The 18974-nt window shown below is 35.3% G+C and carries 16 protein-coding genes and 2 pseudogenes; 5 read left to right on the plus strand and 13 right to left on the minus strand.

Features of this window, described 5'->3' with window-relative positions; all coding sequences use genetic code 11:
• Positions 1 to 122: 122 nt before the first annotated feature.
• Together ACM6HU_RS26780 and ACM6HU_RS26785 are read right to left on the minus strand one after the other, a co-directional pair.
• Positions 123 to 1439, minus strand: coding sequence for a hemolysin family protein (locus tag ACM6HU_RS26780; RefSeq protein WP_016113079.1), 1317 nt, complete (start codon positions 1437 to 1439; stop codon positions 123 to 125).
• A 161-nt stretch (positions 1440 to 1600) separates the two neighbouring features.
• Positions 1601 to 1987, minus strand: a pseudogene (locus ACM6HU_RS26785) (VOC family protein).
• Between the two features lie 91 nt (positions 1988 to 2078).
• Here ACM6HU_RS26785 and ACM6HU_RS26790 point away from each other — a divergent pair.
• The 3 genes from ACM6HU_RS26790 (at position 2079) to ACM6HU_RS26800 (ending at position 5966) form a co-directional block, all read left to right on the plus strand.
• Positions 2079 to 3257 carry a NupC/NupG family nucleoside CNT transporter gene (locus ACM6HU_RS26790; protein ID WP_016113077.1) on the plus strand — a complete coding sequence of 393 codons (1179 nt, stop codon included), beginning with the start codon at positions 2079 to 2081 and terminating at the stop codon, positions 3255 to 3257.
• A gap of 192 nt (positions 3258 to 3449) precedes the next feature.
• On the plus strand, positions 3450 to 4466 hold the full coding sequence (locus tag ACM6HU_RS26795; protein WP_033670997.1) for an LCP family protein: 1017 nt from the start codon (positions 3450 to 3452) through the stop codon (positions 4464 to 4466).
• Between the two features lie 246 nt (positions 4467 to 4712).
• Entirely contained in the window at positions 4713 to 5966 is a 1254-nt protein-coding gene (locus tag ACM6HU_RS26800) for a VanW family protein (RefSeq protein WP_088094194.1), read from the plus strand.
• 4 nt (positions 5967 to 5970) lie between these two features.
• On the opposite strand, the gene ACM6HU_RS26805 is transcribed toward ACM6HU_RS26800, so the two are convergent.
• The 5 genes from ACM6HU_RS26805 to ACM6HU_RS26825 form a co-directional block, all read right to left on the minus strand.
• On the minus strand, positions 5971 to 6243 hold the full coding sequence (locus tag ACM6HU_RS26805; RefSeq protein ID WP_016113074.1) for a hypothetical protein: 273 nt from the start codon (positions 6241 to 6243) through the stop codon (positions 5971 to 5973).
• Positions 6244 to 6260: 17 nt separating this feature from the next.
• On the minus strand, positions 6261 to 6779 hold the full coding sequence (locus ACM6HU_RS26810; protein ID WP_016113073.1) for an RNase A-like domain-containing lipoprotein: 519 nt from the start codon (positions 6777 to 6779) through the stop codon (positions 6261 to 6263).
• A gap of 143 nt (positions 6780 to 6922) precedes the next feature.
• Positions 6923 to 7126 (minus strand): copper chaperone CopZ, encoded by a 204-nt coding sequence (copZ, locus tag ACM6HU_RS26815; protein ID WP_003195128.1) that lies wholly within the window; start codon positions 7124 to 7126, stop codon positions 6923 to 6925.
• A gap of 96 nt (positions 7127 to 7222) precedes the next feature.
• Positions 7223 to 9613: a heavy metal translocating P-type ATPase gene (locus ACM6HU_RS26820; RefSeq protein WP_088094195.1), complete on the minus strand. Its 2391-nt coding sequence runs from the start codon at positions 9611 to 9613 to the stop codon at positions 7223 to 7225.
• 16 nt (positions 9614 to 9629) lie between these two features.
• Positions 9630 to 9932 carry a metal-sensing transcriptional repressor gene (locus ACM6HU_RS26825; RefSeq protein WP_016113071.1) on the minus strand — a complete coding sequence of 101 codons (303 nt, stop codon included), beginning with the start codon at positions 9930 to 9932 and terminating at the stop codon, positions 9630 to 9632.
• A gap of 154 nt (positions 9933 to 10086) precedes the next feature.
• Between ACM6HU_RS26825 and ACM6HU_RS26830 the strand changes: the two genes are divergently transcribed.
• Complete coding sequence (locus ACM6HU_RS26830; RefSeq protein WP_016113070.1) at positions 10087 to 10635, plus strand: TVP38/TMEM64 family protein; 549 nt, start codon at positions 10087 to 10089, stop codon at positions 10633 to 10635.
• Positions 10636 to 10681: 46 nt separating this feature from the next.
• Here ACM6HU_RS26830 and ACM6HU_RS26835 read toward each other — a convergent pair whose 3' ends face one another.
• The 3 genes from ACM6HU_RS26835 to ACM6HU_RS26845 all read right to left on the minus strand — a co-directional run bounded on the left by ACM6HU_RS26835 (position 10682) and on the right by ACM6HU_RS26845 (position 13964).
• Positions 10682 to 12382: a M4 family metallopeptidase gene (locus tag ACM6HU_RS26835; RefSeq protein ID WP_016113069.1), complete on the minus strand. Its 1701-nt coding sequence runs from the start codon at positions 12380 to 12382 to the stop codon at positions 10682 to 10684.
• Positions 12383 to 12561: 179 nt separating this feature from the next.
• The gene (locus tag ACM6HU_RS26840; protein WP_016113068.1) at positions 12562 to 12690 is read right to left on the minus strand and encodes an NprX family peptide pheromone; all 129 of its coding nucleotides are present in this window, start codon (positions 12688 to 12690) and stop codon (positions 12562 to 12564) included.
• Positions 12687 to 13964: a helix-turn-helix domain-containing protein gene (locus ACM6HU_RS26845; protein ID WP_016113067.1), complete on the minus strand. Its 1278-nt coding sequence runs from the start codon at positions 13962 to 13964 to the stop codon at positions 12687 to 12689. Before ACM6HU_RS26845 ends, ACM6HU_RS26840 begins: the two co-directional genes overlap by 4 nt.
• A gap of 246 nt (positions 13965 to 14210) precedes the next feature.
• On the opposite strand from ACM6HU_RS26845, the gene ACM6HU_RS26850 reads away from it, so the two are divergent.
• Positions 14211 to 15674 (plus strand): nicotinate phosphoribosyltransferase, encoded by a 1464-nt coding sequence (locus tag ACM6HU_RS26850; protein ID WP_003195138.1) that lies wholly within the window; start codon positions 14211 to 14213, stop codon positions 15672 to 15674.
• Between the two features lie 180 nt (positions 15675 to 15854).
• On the opposite strand, the gene ACM6HU_RS26855 is transcribed toward ACM6HU_RS26850, so the two are convergent.
• From ACM6HU_RS26855 to ACM6HU_RS26865, 3 genes and pseudogenes are all read right to left on the minus strand, one after another.
• A complete protein-coding gene (locus ACM6HU_RS26855) occupies positions 15855 to 18221 on the minus strand; it encodes a heavy metal translocating P-type ATPase (RefSeq protein ID WP_016113066.1) in 2367 nt (788 codons plus the stop codon).
• Between the two features lie 22 nt (positions 18222 to 18243).
• On the minus strand, positions 18244 to 18621 hold the full coding sequence (locus ACM6HU_RS26860) for an ArsR/SmtB family transcription factor (protein ID WP_016113065.1): 378 nt from the start codon (positions 18619 to 18621) through the stop codon (positions 18244 to 18246).
• A 223-nt stretch (positions 18622 to 18844) separates the two neighbouring features.
• Positions 18845 to 18952: pseudogene (locus tag ACM6HU_RS26865) on the minus strand (SAM-dependent methyltransferase); the annotation flags it as partial.
• Positions 18953 to 18974: the final 22 nt, after the last annotated feature.

The raw sequence follows: 18974 nt of genomic DNA on the forward strand, positions 1-18974 counted from the left end.
TGATTTTTGTAAGAGATATATTTCTATATCTTCCTTCAATATATAGCACCTTTTTTGAAAGCGCAAACAATACTGTTTTTCTGCAAAATCGATGACGCACTCATACTTCTAATTTATAAAGATTACGCAATTGCTGTATCTTCCGCTTCAACTTTCTTTATTTCTACTCGTTTAATTTGATGCACATCTTTTTCAAGAACTTTGAAAATCCAGCCATTCGTTTCAATGACATCACCTTCAACAATTGTCTGTTTTTGCATCATAATCCAACCACCAATCGTATCTACATCGTCAGCAAACAAATGTAAACCGAGCAAATCATTCACTTCACTAATGAGTACTTTTCCATCGATAATTTTATACGTTTCGCTTATATGTTCGATGGGTGGATGTTCATCTTCATCATATTCATCCCGAATTTCACCAACTATTTCCTCTAAAATATCTTCAAGTGTTGCAATTCCCGCCGTCCCCCCATATTCATCATATAAAACGGCAAGGGGAATTCTTCTTTTCTGCATTTGCAGTAACAAATCATGGATTGGGATATTTTCCAAAACTTCAATTACAGGTCTCGTATACGGAATAATAGAACATTCTTCGTTTTGTCCACCATCCATATAGCGAATAAATAAGTCTTTTACATTAACCATCCCAATAATCTCATCTTTATCCTCTCCAAATACAGGATACCTTGTATACTTTTCTTGTCCAATCACTTTAATATGTGTTTCGAACGGTTCATCTTCATATAAACCAACTATTTCAGTGCGTGGAACCATAATTTCTTTTGCTAACCGATTATCAAATTCAAAAATATTATTTACATATTTAAATTCCGCCTGATTAATTTCTCCGCTTTTATAACTCTCCGATAAAATAAGTCTTAATTCCTCCTCTGAATGTGCAACTTCATGCTCAGAAGCAGGGGATAATCCAAATATGCCAGTCACGAGGCGAGCTGAGCCATTTAGAGCCCAAATAAACGGATACATAATCCGGTAAAAATAAATGAGCGGCTGAGATAGTAACAAACTTACTTGTTCTGCTTTTTGAATAGCAAATGTTTTTGGTGCTAGCTCTCCAATCACAACATGCAAAAATGTAATAACAGCAAATGCAATAATAAAAGAAACAGTACTCGCAATCGCAGATGAAAGTTCAATTTTTAAAAATATCGGTTCTAATACATGCTTTATCGTTGGTTCGCCTAACCAGCCTAGCCCTAGAGCTGTAATTGTAATTCCGAGCTGACATGCTGATAAATATTCGTCTAAATTTGAAATCACTTTCTTAGCTGCTAGTGCGCCACGTTTTTTTTCTCCTACAAGCTGATTAATGCGACTACTGCGCACTTTTATAATCGCAAATTCAACTGCCACAAAAAAACCAGTTAATGCAATAAGAATAACAACCATAATTAATTTAGCAATTTCCAAAGAACGCCTTTAGCTTTTCTTAGCTAAAGTTACACCTCCTTTTTAAAAGAAGTTTTCTTTCAATCAAAGAAGCTGATTGAAAGAAAAACGAATGGAAGTTTCACTTTGTTCTTATTCTCTTCATTTGTCAAAAAGCAAACCTATATAAATTTCCCCAATTTTTAGTTCTCATATAACTCCAATGGTAAACAATCAGGATCTTGAAAAAACACAAACTGTTTCCCTGTTATTTCATCAACACGTATTGGCTCTGTCTTTATTCCACATCGCTTTAGATGCCCCACTGCTTCGTGTATATCCGTAACTGCAAATGCTAAATGTCTAAGACCAGCTGCTTCAGGAAAACTTTGCCGCTTTGGAGGATTTGGAAATGAAAATAACTCAATTTGATACTATCCTCCTACACATAAATCTAATTTATACGAATCCCTTTCTTCTCTGTAAACTTCATTCAACACTCTAAACCCTAATATATTAACATAAAAATTTTTAGATGTTTCGTAATCAGAACAAATGATTGCAATATGATGCACTCTAGATATATTCATACTCTACTTCATTCCTCTCTTTACCTAACATGCATATTCTCCCTTGAAATGAAAAACCTATATAACAGAACACATCATAAGGAGGCTTATTATGAAGTTTGTTACTTTTTTTCTCGGTCTTGCCGTTGTTTTCTTTCTTGCCTTCATTGCAAGTAACAATAAAAAGCATATCAAATTCAAACCGATTTTCATTATGCTTATTATACAGTTAATTTTAACCTTTTTACTATTAAATACAGAAATCGGCCTCATACTTGTAACCATGATTTCTAATGTATTTACGAAATTATTGGCCTATGCTGCATCTGGGGTAAACTTTGTATTTGGTGGTATTACGAATAAAGGTGAAATGCCTTTCTTCTTAAATGTACTCTTACCAATTGTCTTCATCTCCGTCTTAATTGGTATTTTACAACATTTTAAAATATTACCATTCTGTATTCGTTGGATCGGTTTTTTCCTTAGTAAAATAAATGGACTCGGAAAGCTTGAATCTTATAATGCTGTCGCTTCTGCCATTGTAGGCCAATCAGAAGTATTCATTACCGTAAAAAAACAGCTTGCGCAAATTCCAAAACATCGTCTCTATACACTATGCGCCTCCGCCATGTCGACCGTATCGATGTCAATCGTCGGTGCTTATATGACAATGATTGAACCAAAATATGTAGTAACTGCTCTTGTCTTAAATTTATTTAGCGGCTTTATTATCGTACTTATTATTAATCCATATGATGTTAAAGAAGAAGAAGATATTTTAGAAATTAAGGGTGAAAAGCAAACCTTTTTTGAGATGCTTGGAGAATACATTCTAGACGGATTTCGTGTTGCTATTGTTGTCGGTGCTATGCTGATTGGATTTGTTGCCTTAATTAGCTGTATCAATGATTTATTCCATATTATTTTTGGAATTACATTTCAGCAATTACTTGGTTATGTTTTCTCTCCTATCGCTTTTCTTATTGGTGTGCCAAGTAACGAAATTGTCGCAGCAGGAAGTATTATGGCTACAAAGCTTGTAACGAATGAATTTGTAGCCATGATGGATCTCAGTAAGCTTGCAAACAGCCTCACTCCTCGTACAGTAGGCATTATTTCAGTTTTTCTTGTATCCTTTGCAAACTTCTCTTCTATAGGAATTATTTCTGGTGCCGTTAAAGGATTAAATGAAGAACAAGGGAATGTCGTTGCTCGCTTCGGTTTAAAACTGTTGTACGGTGCGACACTCGTCAGCATTTTATCTGCAATTATTGTAAGCATTATGCTATAAGAAGGTAAAATTTGATCCTTTTCTTATTCATACTTTTTGTATACAATACGAATAGATGTCTCATAAATACTCGAGGCATCTATTTTTTTATACATGTACAACAACATCTATTTAGCGTACAATATCTTTTTATGTGTCTCACCTATGCATTATAAGATAATATACAAATTGAATGATTTAAAGGAGAACTAAATAATGAAATCTGATATAGAAAACACGAATAGAACCTCAAAGAGGCGATTTAAAAAAAGACGCCTACTATGGTTTATTCTCATTCCATTACTTATTGTAACAATTGGTGGCGGAAGCTATTCCTTCCATATATACAGTAAAGCAAAATCAATTGTAAATAATGCATATTCTAAATTAGATAGAGGAGATAAATCGGATAAACGAGAAAAAGCTGTTAAACCGATGACGGACAATGTTTCTGTCCTTATTATGGGTGTTGATGAAAGTGACCTCCGTGAAAAATCTTACGGCAAAGCAACGCGTACCGATGCATTATTACTTGCCACAATTAATAAAAATGATAAATCAGTAAAACTTGTTAGTATACCACGTGACTCTCGTGTATATATTAAATCACGCGATAAACAAGATAAGATTACGCATGCTCACGTATTTGGGGGCGTAGATAGTACGATTGATACAGTCGAGAACTTTTTAAATGTTCCTGTTGACTATTATGTTAAATTTAACTTTAAATCCTTTATAAAAATTGTAGATTCCCTTGGTGGCATCGATGTTGATGTTCCTGTTGAATTTACAGAACAAAATAGTAAGGACGAACCAGGTGCAATCCATCTAAAAAAAGGGCGTCAGCATTTAAATGGTGAAGAAGCACTTGCTTTAGCTAGAACTCGTCATATCGACAGCGATTATATGCGTGGTCAGCGTCAGCAACTTGTTTTGGAAGCAATTGCTCAAAAAGCGCTATCCATAAATTCCATTAATAAAATTAGCAGCTTATTAGATGCTGTTGATCATGATTTAAAAACAAACTTAACATTTGATGACATGATGACAATTACAAAGAGCACAATGGGCTCCAATCTAAAGATGGATAAACTCCAAGTAAAAGGTGACGATAAATATATAAGTGGCATCTACTACTACATTCCTGACGAAAAGAGTGTACAGGACATATCTAAAACATTGAAACAACATCTCGATGTTACGAATAAAACTGAACATAAAAAATTATAATAAAAAGGCTGCTAGGACTTTCCTAGCAGCCTTTTTATTATAATTTTCAACAAAATACTTTCATTTTCTTTCGCAAATAATGACAAAAAGAGACAAATGTTACAGAAGTGTAACGTTTTTTATAAAAATATTACACCCGCAATTAAAATAATAGTATACTAGTACATACATAATACTATTTTTATCATTCATACATAAAAAATGAATACATATGACCTTATATATTAATTTTTTGGGGGGAAGTAAATGAAGCTACGTAACTTACTGATTGGTTCTGCTGTCACTGGTGGAATATTACTATGTGCAGGTGGGATTGGTGGTTATCAATACGTGTCTAAATTGAATAAACAGCTTGATACAAATGTATTACCACATACTACATTTGAAGGCACTTCTCTTGATGGCAAAAGTAAAAAAGATGTTCAAGAAATTATTCAACAAAAAATTGATGAATCAAACAAAAAATCTCTTAACTATACATTCCAAGGCAATACACAAGCTTATACGTGGAAAGACTTAGGTGTTGAATATAAAGAAACGGAAATTAGCGAAAAAATCTTTAAAGAGCAAAAAGGAAATGTGATAAATCGCTATAAAATGCGAAAACAAGCTGAAAATGGCGAGTTAAAACGTGAATATAAACTAACGCCACAGTTAAATACAGCTACTTATGAAGCCTTTATAAAAGAAAAATATAACGAAACCTTAAAGGAACCTGTAAATGCTGAATTAAGTGTTTCCGGAACAACAGTAAATATTAGTCAAAGTCAAAATGGCGAAAAAGTTGATAAAGATAAATTAAAAGAATTAACAGCAAAAGCAATTACTGCTGGTACACAAGATATTCAGCTCCCAATTGCCTCCATAAAGCCCGAACACTCTACAGAAGATATGCAAAATATGGGGATTACACAAGTGATTGCTGAATATTCTACTCCTATGGCTGGTCGAAACGGGAGCCAATCCTTTAATGTAAACAAATCTGCTAATACTTTAAGCGGAGCAATTGTAGCACCTGATGAAACATTTAGTTTCAATGAACGCGTTGGTATTACAGATGCTGCGCATGGCTATAAATCTGCTGCTGTATTCCTACAAGGAAAAGTTGTCCAGAGCGCCGGTGGTGGGGTTTGCCAAGTGAGTAGTACTCTATATGGGGCAGCATTACGTGCTGATTTAGGAGTTGTTGCTCGTAGTAACCACTCTATGCCTGTTCATTACTTGCCACTTGGTCAAGATGCTGCTGTAGCAGACTATGGTCCAGATTTAAAATTCAAAAATAATACTGGTAAATATATTTACATTCAAGCGTCTTCCAATGGTAGCAGCATAACTACACGTATTTTCGGTACACCTACTGGCAAGAACGTAGAAGTTTCATCAAAAGTAATTGGCGAGACTGAAAATAAAATTACGGCTGTCACATATAAAAAAGTAACACAAAACGGTCAAGTCATCTCAAATGGCCAAATTTCAAAAAGCGTATACAAAAAGGCGTGATGATTCACGCCTTTTTATTTTGCAATAAACGCACAAATGTCCCCATATGTTCCCTCGTCTCTTCTAACGACCATATACGGCTTCCTTGTTTAGCTACTATTGAACAACCTTCTTCCCATGCCTCTGTCTGCTTTATATGTAATAACTCGCTTTTTAATTTTTCAATTGTTTCCTGATCCTCTTGTTCTAGAAACTCAGTCATTACATTTATTATTTCATCCTCATACACACTTAACGTGCAATATGCTCTTAAGAAATATTGAAGTGTCGGATACATGCTCCCCCCCCCCTTTCTTACTTATCTGATGGATAGGAAGTAATGATTTTAAATCCTAATGCCCCTGATTTATCTCTCGCCAGAACGGTAACTGTATTCATAAGCTTATCTTTTACACTCATATCTCGCTTTAATACCGTTTTTCCAACAGGAAATGAGTGCTTCGCATTTAATACAAGACGATTTTCTTTGGAATTCTTTAACCATTTCTCAATTTCCTGCTCATGTTGCTTTAAGCTATCTTTTACAGCTTTTGTTGCTATCTCTTTATCATAATATGTACTTGCAGCTGATACTTTATCTGTCTGCAACCGCTTCTTTAGCTCATCTTCTGTTTTCCCAACATGTCGTTCTATCGTATGGCCATTTTTCGGCGGTCCTTCCATTTCATCTAAAATCGTATCTTTAATTTTTTCTACTGATGTTGAATTACTTTCTTTCGGGTTCGCTTTTTTTTGCTCTTGTCCCGCACAACCGCTTAAGATAAGAACCATTGCAAACAAGCAACTCAAGAAAGTACCCCATAATCGTTTCATCATATCACCTCTTTCATGATTATTATCGTAACTTCACAAAAAGTCAATTTCACATATAAAAAAGCGTGTAGAATTCTAAAACCCTACACACTTTGTCTTATTTTTTCTACATGAATATTTGCCTGATTGATAACAATTTCACTTTATACAATATCGTATCCTTGCTCTTCAATGGCATCTTTTAACTGCTCTATATTCACTTTTGCTTCATCATATTCAACAGCCACTGTGCCCGCTTGCAATTCAACTGCTACGCCATTTACTCCGTTTAGTTCTTGCAATGCATTTGTCACAGCCATTTTACAATGATTACATGTCATTCCTTGTACATTCAATGTTACAGTCATTTCCAATTCCTCCTTAATTATAAATCTTTTATTTATTATTTATGAGCAGCATAACCTATAATAAGGTACATTGCTCGTAAAAACATTGGCTTCACTTTATATTTTAACACGCTTCAAACGCAAAGCGTTCGTTACAACCGAAACAGAACTAAATGCCATCGCCGCTCCAGCTACCCAGGGTTCTAATAAGCCACTTGCCGCAATGGGGATACCAATCGCATTATAAAATAATGCCCAAAATAAATTTTGACGAATATTTTTCATCGTTTTTTGGCTTAAATCAATTGCTTGTGGAATATGCCCTAAATCTCCTCCAACCAATGTAACATCAGCTGCTTCAATTGCTACATCTGCACCTGTTCCAATCGCCATCCCTATATCCGCTTTCGCTAGTGCTGGAGCATCATTAATACCATCACCAACCATTGCTACTTGCTTTCCTTTTTGCTGTAATTGTTCTACAATATTTGCTTTTTGCTCTGGCAATACTTCTGCATATACATGATTGATACCAACCTGTTTTGCAATTGCTTCAGCAGTTCGTTTATTGTCTCCTGTTACCATATAAACATCAATTCCGGCAGATTGCATCGTATGAATAGCTTCTTTTGAACTTTCTTTTATCGTGTCAGCAACAGAAATCATCCCTGCAAACTGACCCCCAATTGCTACAAGCATAACCGTTTTTCCGTTTGCTTCATGCTCATTCATTACATTCTCATATTCCGCTATATTAACGCTGTGTTCACTCATTAATTTTCGAGTCCCAATGATAACTGATTTCTCTTCTATAATCGATTCAATTCCATGCCCAGGTACTGCACGAAACGTTTCTACAGGTAGTAAAGAAACTTGATTTTGTTTTCCATATTCTACAATTGCAGAGGCTAGCGGATGTTCAGAAACGTTTTCTGCAGAAGCCGCAAATAAAAGCATGTCATCTTGCAGGCTCATTACGTCTGTTACTTCTGGTTTCCCTTTTGTAACCGTACCCGTTTTATCTAATAAAACAGCATTAATTTTATGCGTTGCTTCTAAATACTCTCCACCTTTAAAAAGAATGCCTTTCTCTGCACCTTTTCCTGTTCCAACCATAATAGAAGTTGGTGTTGCCAGTCCCAGTGCACAAGGGCAGGCAATTACTAATACTGCTATAGCTACTTCAAGAGATTGCGGTAAATTTTGCGGAGTAATGGCAAAGTACCAAATTAAAAAGGCAACTGCTGCAACAACAACAACGATTGGAACAAATATACCAGAAATTGTATCTGCCATACGCTGAATTGGCGCTTTAGACCCTTGCGCTTCTTCCACAATTTTAATAATATTTGCAAGGGCTGTATCTTTTCCAATTTTTTCAGCACGCATTGTTAACACACCGTTTTTATTAATTGTTGCACCTATTAAAGCATCACCGACCTGTTTATCCACGGGGATTGATTCACCGGTAATCATTGCCTCATCAACTGACGAAATACCTGATAAAACAATACCATCTACAGGTATCTTTTCACCTGGTTTTACAACAATGGTATCACCAATAACAACACTTTCGATTGGAATTAACATGTCACGTCCATCACGAATGACCAATGCCTCTTTTGCTTGTAGACTTACTAATTTTGAAATCGCTTCCGTTGTTCTTCCTTTCGCAACAGATTCGAAATATTTTCCAACAAGAATTAATGTGATGAGCACTGCACTCGTTTCAAAATACAGCTGCGATGAATACGATGGATTTTGTAATGTTTTCAAACCTTCATATAAGCTATAAAAATATGCGGCTGATGTACCAAGTACAACAAGCACATCCATATTCGCACTTTTATTTCGTAAAGAACGGTATGCACCAATATAAAATTGTGAACCGATATAAAATTGTACTGGTGTTGCAAACAATAATTGCACCCATGGATTCATTAAAAAATGCGGCATCCATAGCCCCGTTTCAAATGGCATATGCGCTACCATTGTATAGACAAGCGGTAATGATAACAGAATAGAAAGAAATAGCTGTTTTCGTTTCCCTTTTAAGTTGTCTGCTTTTTTATTTGGTTCAGTCTCTTCTTGGAGTTTCCCTTTGTAACCGAGTTTCGTTATTTTTTCTAAAATAGATTCTATAGTAATAAGGCCATCTTTATATACGATTGTTGCAGTATTCATCGCCAGATTAACAGTAATACTCTCGATTCCCTCCATTTTTCCAATTACTTTTTCAATCCGATTTGAACATGCGGCACATGTCATTCCATCAATATCTAGACTTACCTTTTTCGTCCGAACTTCATAACCAAGTTTCTCAATACGATTTGTGATTGACTCTGCAGATTGCGCGTCCACATCGTATTGAACCGTTGCTTGTTCCATAGCTAAATTTACATTTGCTTCTACACCTTCTAACTTATTTAACACCTTCTCAATTCTGGCTGAACAAGCTGAACATGTCATCCCATCAATACCAACCGTGATCTGTTTTGTCTGACCCATACAGTTCGTCTCCTTTCTATTTTGAGAACTGTTTGATGACTTTCATTAACTCTTGAATAGATTCATCTCCATTACCTTCTTGAATCGCTTTAGCGACACAATGATTTGTATGTCGCTCTAACAATGAAAAACCGACTTTATTTAACGCTGCTTGCACCGCAGAAATTTGAATCAATACATCTACACAATAACGATTTTCTTCAATCATTTTTTGTATACCGCGCACTTGACCTTCAATCCTTTTTAAGCGTTTTACAACCTTCTCGATCTCTTCGTCCGTTCGCGGAACCATCTTTTCTTGATTTGAACAATGGTCCATCCGTATACCCCCTTCTCTATATACATTATACCCGTAAGGGGTATAATGTTGCAAGTTTTTACTGTGAAAATTTATATTTTTTAATTAAAATCCACACTTGCCTATATTGACCAAATATGGTGTAATGCTAAAAAAGACAAAGGACTATAACTATATGCAAGAAATGATTCACAATTTACTCACAGAGCATCACACGATTGCAATTCCACTCAGTATTCTATTCAATATCATCATCAGCTTGGCAGGATTTATTCCAAGCATATTTTTAACAGCCATCAACATACAACTTTTCGGTTTAACAGATGGAACAATTATTTCGATCGCAGGCGAAGCATTGGGAGCAATTGTCTCATTTTATTTCTATCGACTAGGTTTTCAAAAATTGACTCATAACAAATTAAACAACTATCCAAAAGTAGAACGCCTTCTTTATGTACAAGGTAAAGAGGCATTTTTACTCGTTCTATCATTTCGACTTGTTCCATTTATTCCGTCTAGCATTATCACCTTATTTGCAGCATTAGGAACAATATCGTTATTCGCTTTCAGTATTGCAAGTACACTAGGAAAAATACCGGCATTACTCATTGAAGTGTATTCTGCATACCATGTCATGAACGGAACAAGTGAAGCAAAGTGGATTATCACGATTGCCGGTTGCATCGGAGTATTATATATATTGAAGAAGTGGAAGAAAAAATAAAAAGGAGCATCTGCTCCTTTTTATTTTTTCTAAAGAAGAATGAACCCTATTTTACACCAACTGCATCATATGACTGCTTCACCGCTGTAACTTCAGCAGAGTTCGCACCATATAAATCCGCAGCTGCTTGTACTAAGCCAGCACGCGCTTGACTAAACGTAGTAGATTCAGTGAAATATTGTGTATTTGCACGATAATAGATTGCGCCTGCTTTATCTTTACCAATACCATTTACTGTTACACCGTAATGCGTACCACCATTTGCTAGTAAGTAAGCCGCTTTATTAATAATACCACTGTTCGTATGAACACCACCGTTATCACTTGAACCAGTATAACGTTTAGAATAATGATCTGGATCGCCATATTTCGTTGGATCACTCATAGAGCGAAGCGAATCTCCCGATTGGCCAGGCGTATAAATATCCTCACCAATTTCCCAATCTGGATTACGATTATCATAGTATTCTACTAACGTACCAAAAATATCAGAAACCGCTTCATTTAATGCTCCTGACTCATTTTGATAAATCAGGTTTGAGCTATATTCGGTAACAGCATGCGTTAATTCATGCCCAATTACATCTAATCCACCCGATAATGAAGTAAATGTATAACCATCCCCGTCTCCATATACCATTTGTGAGCCATTCCAAAATGCATTGTTATAATTACTTCCATAGTGAACTGTTGATTTCAATGGCGCTCCTGCATCATTAATGGAGTTTCGATTAAACGTATTTTTATAATAATCATATGTTACACCCGCATAATAATGAGCATCTACTGCAGCTGCATCACGGCTTGCATTGAAAACATTATCTGTATCTGTCCATAATGTCCCTGGCAATGTAGAGCGATTTTTCGCATCATATGTGAAAATCGTTGCTCCACGTGTATTATCTTGTAAATAATAAGTAGATCCAGATAGTGTTGTATTAATAGATTTTGTATCTCCTAGTACACCTTTACCTGTTCCAACTTTATTTGTCCCTGTAACAGGTTTTACAACTGCTTTACCTTCCTGTTTAGCATTTTCTTGCTTAAGTGGTGCTTGATTTTCACCATTTACATGATCAATTGTATTGTATTTATTTAATACTTTACCGCTTTCTGCCTCAATGAAATAATAATAGTTTCCTGGTTTTGGCTCTAAGAAGTTTAATTTCACAACATATGCATAAGTTGTGTCCTCACCATTTTGATATACATATAAATCTGCTGATGGCTCTACCTCATATTTTGGAGTTAATCCTAAGTCTTGCTGTGCAATTGCAATTGCTTTTTTACCTTCAATCTTATTTTTATTTTTTAATTTTTCCTTTTTATCTAAATCAGGTACAACTGTTCCAGATAAAACTTTCAATGAACCATCTTTACTAACATGAGCTAGTTGAGTAGACCCCCATACTGGTGTACCTTCATATACTTGTTGCATACGTACCACTGTTGCATCAGTTGCAGAATCTTTTTTCACTTGTTTCACTTTGAAAGAATCCTCTGCACTCTTTTCCCCTAACTTATACTCTCCTTTTGCTGCATTTAAATAATCAAATACAACAGATTCTGCTTTCTTTCCAGTTGCTCCAGTCAAATCTCCAGAGATAAACTCAGGTGACTGTACTGCTTCATTGTACTTTTTCGTAGAGAGCACATTCTTTGAATCTGCAAACGCAGAGCTTGTCCCTCCAAATGTTGTAACTGCCATTCCTGCCGCTAATACAAATGCTAAACTCTTCTTTTTCATATAACCTTCCCCCTAATAAAAAATTTTTTTGAAAAAGAGTAATTTTATATTAGCATTAGGTTTCCAATATTGATATACTGAAAATTCAAAAAAATCTTTTCTCAAGTTTTGTAGAATTTTGGCGAACAATTATTGAGAAAGGCCCTTTCCGTTTGGAAAGGGCCTTTTTTGGTAATTTATTATACATTTACTGCTTCTGCTGCATTCGTTTCTTGACCATAGTTATCTGGTTTCCAAGCATACTGCACATCGAATGCTACCGCTAAAACCGTTATAATTACAAAGGTTCCTAAGATTATCTTTTTCATACTATAACTCCTCCTTCTTCTTCTAACAACATAATTGCTAATTTATAATATCGATTACTTTCTTGAAATTCCGATGATTCTTCAAAGTATTCCGCTAATTCTAAGTATACCTTCTTTAAATCTTTCATATTTTTTTCACCCTTAAAGAAAGGCACTGCTTCTATTTCTAAAAACTTCTTATATACCTCTTTTTTTCCATAATACTTATATTGAAGAATTAATAATAAGTGCAACATACTTTTATATCTATCATCTTTTCTTGCAGCAGAAATTCCTTTTTCAATCCAACCTCTCGCTTCTTCAAATTCTTTTAACTGAATACATTGCAAAGAAATCTCATACATAGCATCAATATAATTTAAATCTTCTTCTTTTTTATACTGTAGACCCTCCAAATAATATTCTTTTGCTTTTTCATAATTATTTTGACGATAATATAAGTACCCCATATTATTCAAGGCAATTGACATGATATTATCTTTATCTGCAAAAGAATCAGCCTCTCTTAAAATATGATTATAAATTTCCATAGCTTCACTATACTGTTTTTTTCGTATATAACTGAAAGCGATTAAAAGTTGACAGTTGATTACATGCCGAAACTTATATTCATTTCGGAAACCTTCTAACGCAACATTCGCAAAGTACAATGTCATATGATCGATTTCCATCTGACTATACGTAAGTGCTAAATTATAATATATCCCCGTTTCATAATAACCTTGTTCTTTCGCCATAGACTCTGTTTTTAACAAATGCTCTAATGCCTGTTTATATTTATATTGGATGCAATATAATAAAGCCCTACTATACGTATACAGCAACTTCTGAAACGGAGAATACTTCTTATACATCTTCTTTAATTTCTCTAGTTCTTCTTCAAGCGCAGGAAGATCTCTTTTCATAATCAAATAACGTGTATACAGCAGATTATAATAATTTATAATTTCAAAATCTAAGACATTTTTCATTTCAGAATGTAATTCGTTATATATGCGCTCAACCTGTTGCTTGTCCAAATGAACTAATGCGTTTAGCCACTCATCCAATTTCTCTTTCACTTCTTCTTCTACATCTCTCAAATCCGACACAGCAATCTCTAACCTCGCGCAGAGCAACTGCAAGATTTCCTCCGATGCTTCTATTTTTCCATTTTCAATCTTACTTAAATATGAGACGGAACAAATGCCCTGACATAATTCTTCTTGTGTCATTTTTTGCTGCAGTCGCTTATAAAAAACTTGTTTGCCGATTTTTTCTAAAGTTTGTTGCATTGTCCTCCTCCATTCTCATTTACCCCCACTACTTTAATAATACATAAAAATGCCAAAAATATAAATTGATAAATGTAAATTTTCTAAAAGTTTTTTCGATAAATTTGTTTTATTCCACTTGAAGTAACTAAATTTTATGCTAAAAACATGTTATATCACCTTCACTCTTTCTTATTAGAAATGGATTCTTTGGCATAAACTAGAAAAAACGATATAATATAACCAAATTACGGAGGTGTTTTCACAATGAATCATTATAAAGATGATAGTTACGCCTTACATACAGATTTATATCAAATCAACATGACTTATACATATTGGAAAGACGGCATTCATAATCGCCGCTCTGTTTTTGATTTATATTTCCGAAAGCTTCCATTTAAAAATGGTTATGCCATTTTTGCTGGTCTTGAAAAAATTATAGAATACATAGAGAATTTTCGTTTTACCGAAAGTGATATCACTTATTTAAAAGAGCTACAATTTGAAGAAGAGTTTCTACAGTATTTACAAAACATGAGGTTTACCGGAACAATTCGCAGTATGCAAGAAGGAGAAGTTGTTTTTAATAACGAACCATTATTGCGCGTTGACGCACCGCTTGGTGAAGCTCAAATTATTGAAACCGCCTTGTTAAACATTGTGAATTACCAAACATTAATCGCTACAAAAGCAGCTCGCATGAAACATGCAGCGAACAATGATGAACTATTAGAATTTGGTACACGCCGTGCTCATGAATTTGATGCGGCCCTTTGGGGTACACGCGCAGCCTTTATCGGTGGATTTTCTTCTACAAGCAATGTCCGTGCTGGAAAACGGTTTGGTATTCCAGTTGCTGGTACGCATGCTCATTCCTTTGTCCAAGCATACCGTGATGAATATATTGCATTTAAAAAGTATGCTGAAACACATAAAAAATGTGTTTTTCTTGTCGATACATACGACACATTAAAATCCGGTGTACCAAATGCCATTCGCATCGCGAAAGAATTTGGTGACCGCATTGATTTTTATGGTATTCGTCTTGATAGCGGCGATATGGCTTATTTATCAAAAGAGGCACGAAAATTACTTGATGCAGCTGGATTTACAAATACAAAAATCATCGCTTCCAGTGATTTAGATGAATATACAATTATGCATTTAAAATCACAAGGAGCAAAAATTGATGTATGGGGCGTCGGAACAAAATTAATTACATCATTTGAGCAACCTGCCTTAGGAGCTGTTTATAAGTTAGTTGCGATTGAGGATGCGAATGGCACATTAAATGATACGATTAAAATCTCTTCTAATCCTGAAAAGATTACAACGCCAGGATTAAAACGAATTTATCGAATCATTAATCGCGTTAACAATCATGCAGAAGGTGATTATATCGCTTTAGAATCAGAAGAACCTGAGCAGGAAGAGCGTTTAAAAATGTTCCATCCTGTCCATACGTACATCAGTAAATTTGTGACAAACTTTGAAGCACGCGAGCTTCATCATAACATTTTCACAAATGGTAAAAGAACATATGAATTACCTAACATATTAGACATTCAAAAATACACAGAAAACAGCTTAGCACTATTTTGGGAAGAATATATGAGAACACTAAATCCCGAAGAATATCCTGTAGATTTAAGCCAAGAATGCTGGGATCATAAAATGAATTACATTCAAACCGTACGGGATCAGGTTGCAAAAAATATACAAAAATAAAAAGAGAAGCCTTCGCTTCTCTTTTCCCCCTACTATTTACAGGCAGTAATACTCCCACCTCAAAGTTCAACAAAAGAAAAGGAGTTAGTAGAGAGATAAATCGTCCATAAAAGCCTGATTCGTGAAGGCTAATAATTAGTAAGGGATGAAGTCCACCACTGATTAAAGTTTCACTTTACTTTACAAATCTTTCACTCTAAGCACACGCATCGCATTTAATACAGCAAGTAGCGTAACGCCCACATCTGAGAAAACAGCTTCCCACATTGTTGCAATTCCAAATGCACCAAGTAATAAGACCAGTCCTTTCACACCAAGTGCAAAGATAATATTTTGCCATACAATGTTCCGTGTACGTTTGGCAATTTTGACAGCCGTTGCGATTTTAGAAGGTTCATCTGTCATGATTACAATATCCGCCGCCTCGATTGCTGCATCAGATCCTAATCCACCCATCGCAATCCCGACGTCTGCTCTCGCTAATACTGGTGTATCATTAATACCATCACCAACGAACGCAACTTTTTCTTTCGCTTGTTTTGCACTATCAATTTTTTCAATTTCTTCTACTTTTTGTTGTGGCAATAATTCAGCGTGAACCTCATCTAAGCCAAGCTCCTTACCAACAGCCTCTCCAACTAATTTCGCATCACCTGTTAACATTATCGTTTTCTTAATACCAAGTTCTTTCAACTTTTGAATTGCTTGTTTTGAGTCCTCTTTTACTTCATCTGAGATGACGATATAACCAGCGTATGCACCGTCTACAGCAACGTGAACAAGCGTGCCCACTGTTTGTGGCTGTTCAAATGTAATATTTTCTTTTTTCATTAATTTTGCATTGCCCGCAAAAATTTCTTTACCTTGTACTTTTACAACTGTACCATGACCGGAAATTTCACTATAATCCTCAATCATATTTTCATCAATTGATTTTCCATATGCACTTCGAATAGATTGTGCAATTGGATGATTTGAATAAACTTCCGCAAATGCAGCATATTCAAGGAGTTCTTCTTTTGTAGTTGCTCCATTCGGCTCCCTCTTCGTTACCTTGAATACACCTTTTGTTAATGTTCCTGTTTTGTCAAAGACGATATGTTTCACATCATTCAGTGCTTCTAAATAGTTACTTCCTTTGATTAAAATACCGCTTTTAGAGGCTCCACCAATACCGCCAAAGAATCCAAGTGGAATAGATACCACTAATGCACATGGACAAGAAATAACAAGAAACACTAATGCACGATAAATCCAATCAGAGAATGTAGCCCCTTCTAAAATAAGAGGTGGAATAAACGCTAATGCCGCTGCTGTAATAACTACGACCGGAGTATAGTAACGCGCAAATTTCGTAATAAAGTTTTCTGTTGGCGCTTTTCGGCTACTTGCATTTTGTACTAAATCTAAAATTTTCGATACAGTTGATTCACCGAATTCTTTTGTTACCCCAATTGTTAACACACCATTTTGATTCACAAAACCACTTAAAACATCATTACCAACTTCCACTTCACGTGGTACAGATTCACCTGTTAATGCTGAAGTATCTACCATTGATGTTCCTTCAACCACTTTCCCATCTAATGGTACTTTCTCACCTGGTTTAACAATGATATAGTCTCCGATTTGCACATCTTCTGGCGAAACTTGTTTTGTTTCATTTCCAACTTTCACGTTGGCATAATCAGGACGAATATCCATTAACGAAGTAATCGATTTTCGAGAACGATTCACCGCAATACTCTGGAATAACTCACCTACTTGATAAAACAGCATAACCGCAACAGCTTCTGAATATTGCCCGATTGCAAATGCTCCAAGTGTAGCGATTGCCATTAAAAAGTTTTCATCAAATACTTGGCCGCGTGTTATGTTTCTCACAGCTCGCCAAACAATATCTCCACCAATGAGTAAATATGCGATAACGAAAAGTGGAATGGTTATCATTTGTGGTAATCCTGCAAGTGCAGCGACTCCTGTTAAAACACCACCAATCGCTAAGCGCCACAGCATTTTCTTCACATTTCCTTCACCGTGATCGTGACTATGTCCATGATCATGACCTGTTTTTTCTTCACGGACAACTTTTACATCTGGTTCTAATTTATGAACAATATTTTTAATATCTTGTACTGTCGTTTCAAGCTCTTTTTTATTTGCCACTTCTATTTTTAATTTCTTCGATACAAAATCAACAGTCGCGTTTGACACGGAAGGCATTTCCTTTACCTTTGTTTCAATCTTCATCGCGCAATTCGCACAATCTAATCCTTCTAATACAAATACTTCTTTAGCAACTTTTGTTTTTTGTTCTTCCTGTACTTTAATATGCGGTTCTAATTTCGTAACAAGTTGTTTTGCCTCATTAACAACTTGATTTTCTTTATTTTGTTCTGTTTCTAAAGTCATTGTCTTAGTTGCGAAGTTCACGGAACAAGAGGAGACACCTTCTAATCCTCCGACCCCTTTTTCAATTTTCATTGCACAATTCGCACAATCTAATCCTTCTAACACAAGTTTTCGTTTCACTAATGCTTCTGCCATCTTTCTCCCTCCTTGTGTTCTTTTATTCTTCCTCGTTTACATGCTCAAATGCTTGCTCAAAAATACCGATTACGTGATGGTCCGCTAATGAATAATAAACGACTTTTCCCTCTTTGCGGTTTTTCACAAGTTTCGCTTGTTTTAATACACGAAGCTGATGTGAAATAGATGATTGTGTCATTCCTAGTAAATAGGCTAAGTCACACACACACATTTCAGCTTCGAATAATGCATGTAATATTCTCGTACGTGTACGGTCACCTAATACTTTAAATAATTCTGCCACTTTACTTAAACTTTCGTCAGCTGGAATCGTTTGTTTTACTTGATCAACAACTTCTTCATGGATAATTGTTTGAGAACATGCTTCTTGACATGTTTCTACTTTATTTTCAGCCATTATAGCTCACCTCTTCATTTGAACATATGAACAACTATTCATATGTCTTATACTTCCATTATATGAGCGCCCATTCATATGTGTCAATAAAATCCGCAACAAATTTTCCGAACATTTTGTCCACATTTAAAAACATATCACTTATTTTCCACATCCGTTATATTCTTCATACAAAAAGGATGTACGAAAGTTTCTATCCTTTCGTACATCCTTTTTTCTTCATTTATTCACCTTTCACTGCATCAACAATTAAAGAAACGAACCCTAACTTTCCATCCTGATTTCTATGATCAAAGCGTTTAGACCGATAAATAAATCCTACTTTTTCCTCCTCTGTACAAAAGAAAAAGCCT

The sequence above is a fragment of the Bacillus sp. IT-79MI2 genome (assembly GCF_949768135.1).
In the GTDB taxonomy this organism is placed as follows: domain Bacteria; phylum Bacillota; class Bacilli; order Bacillales; family Bacillaceae_G; genus Bacillus_A; species Bacillus_A pseudomycoides.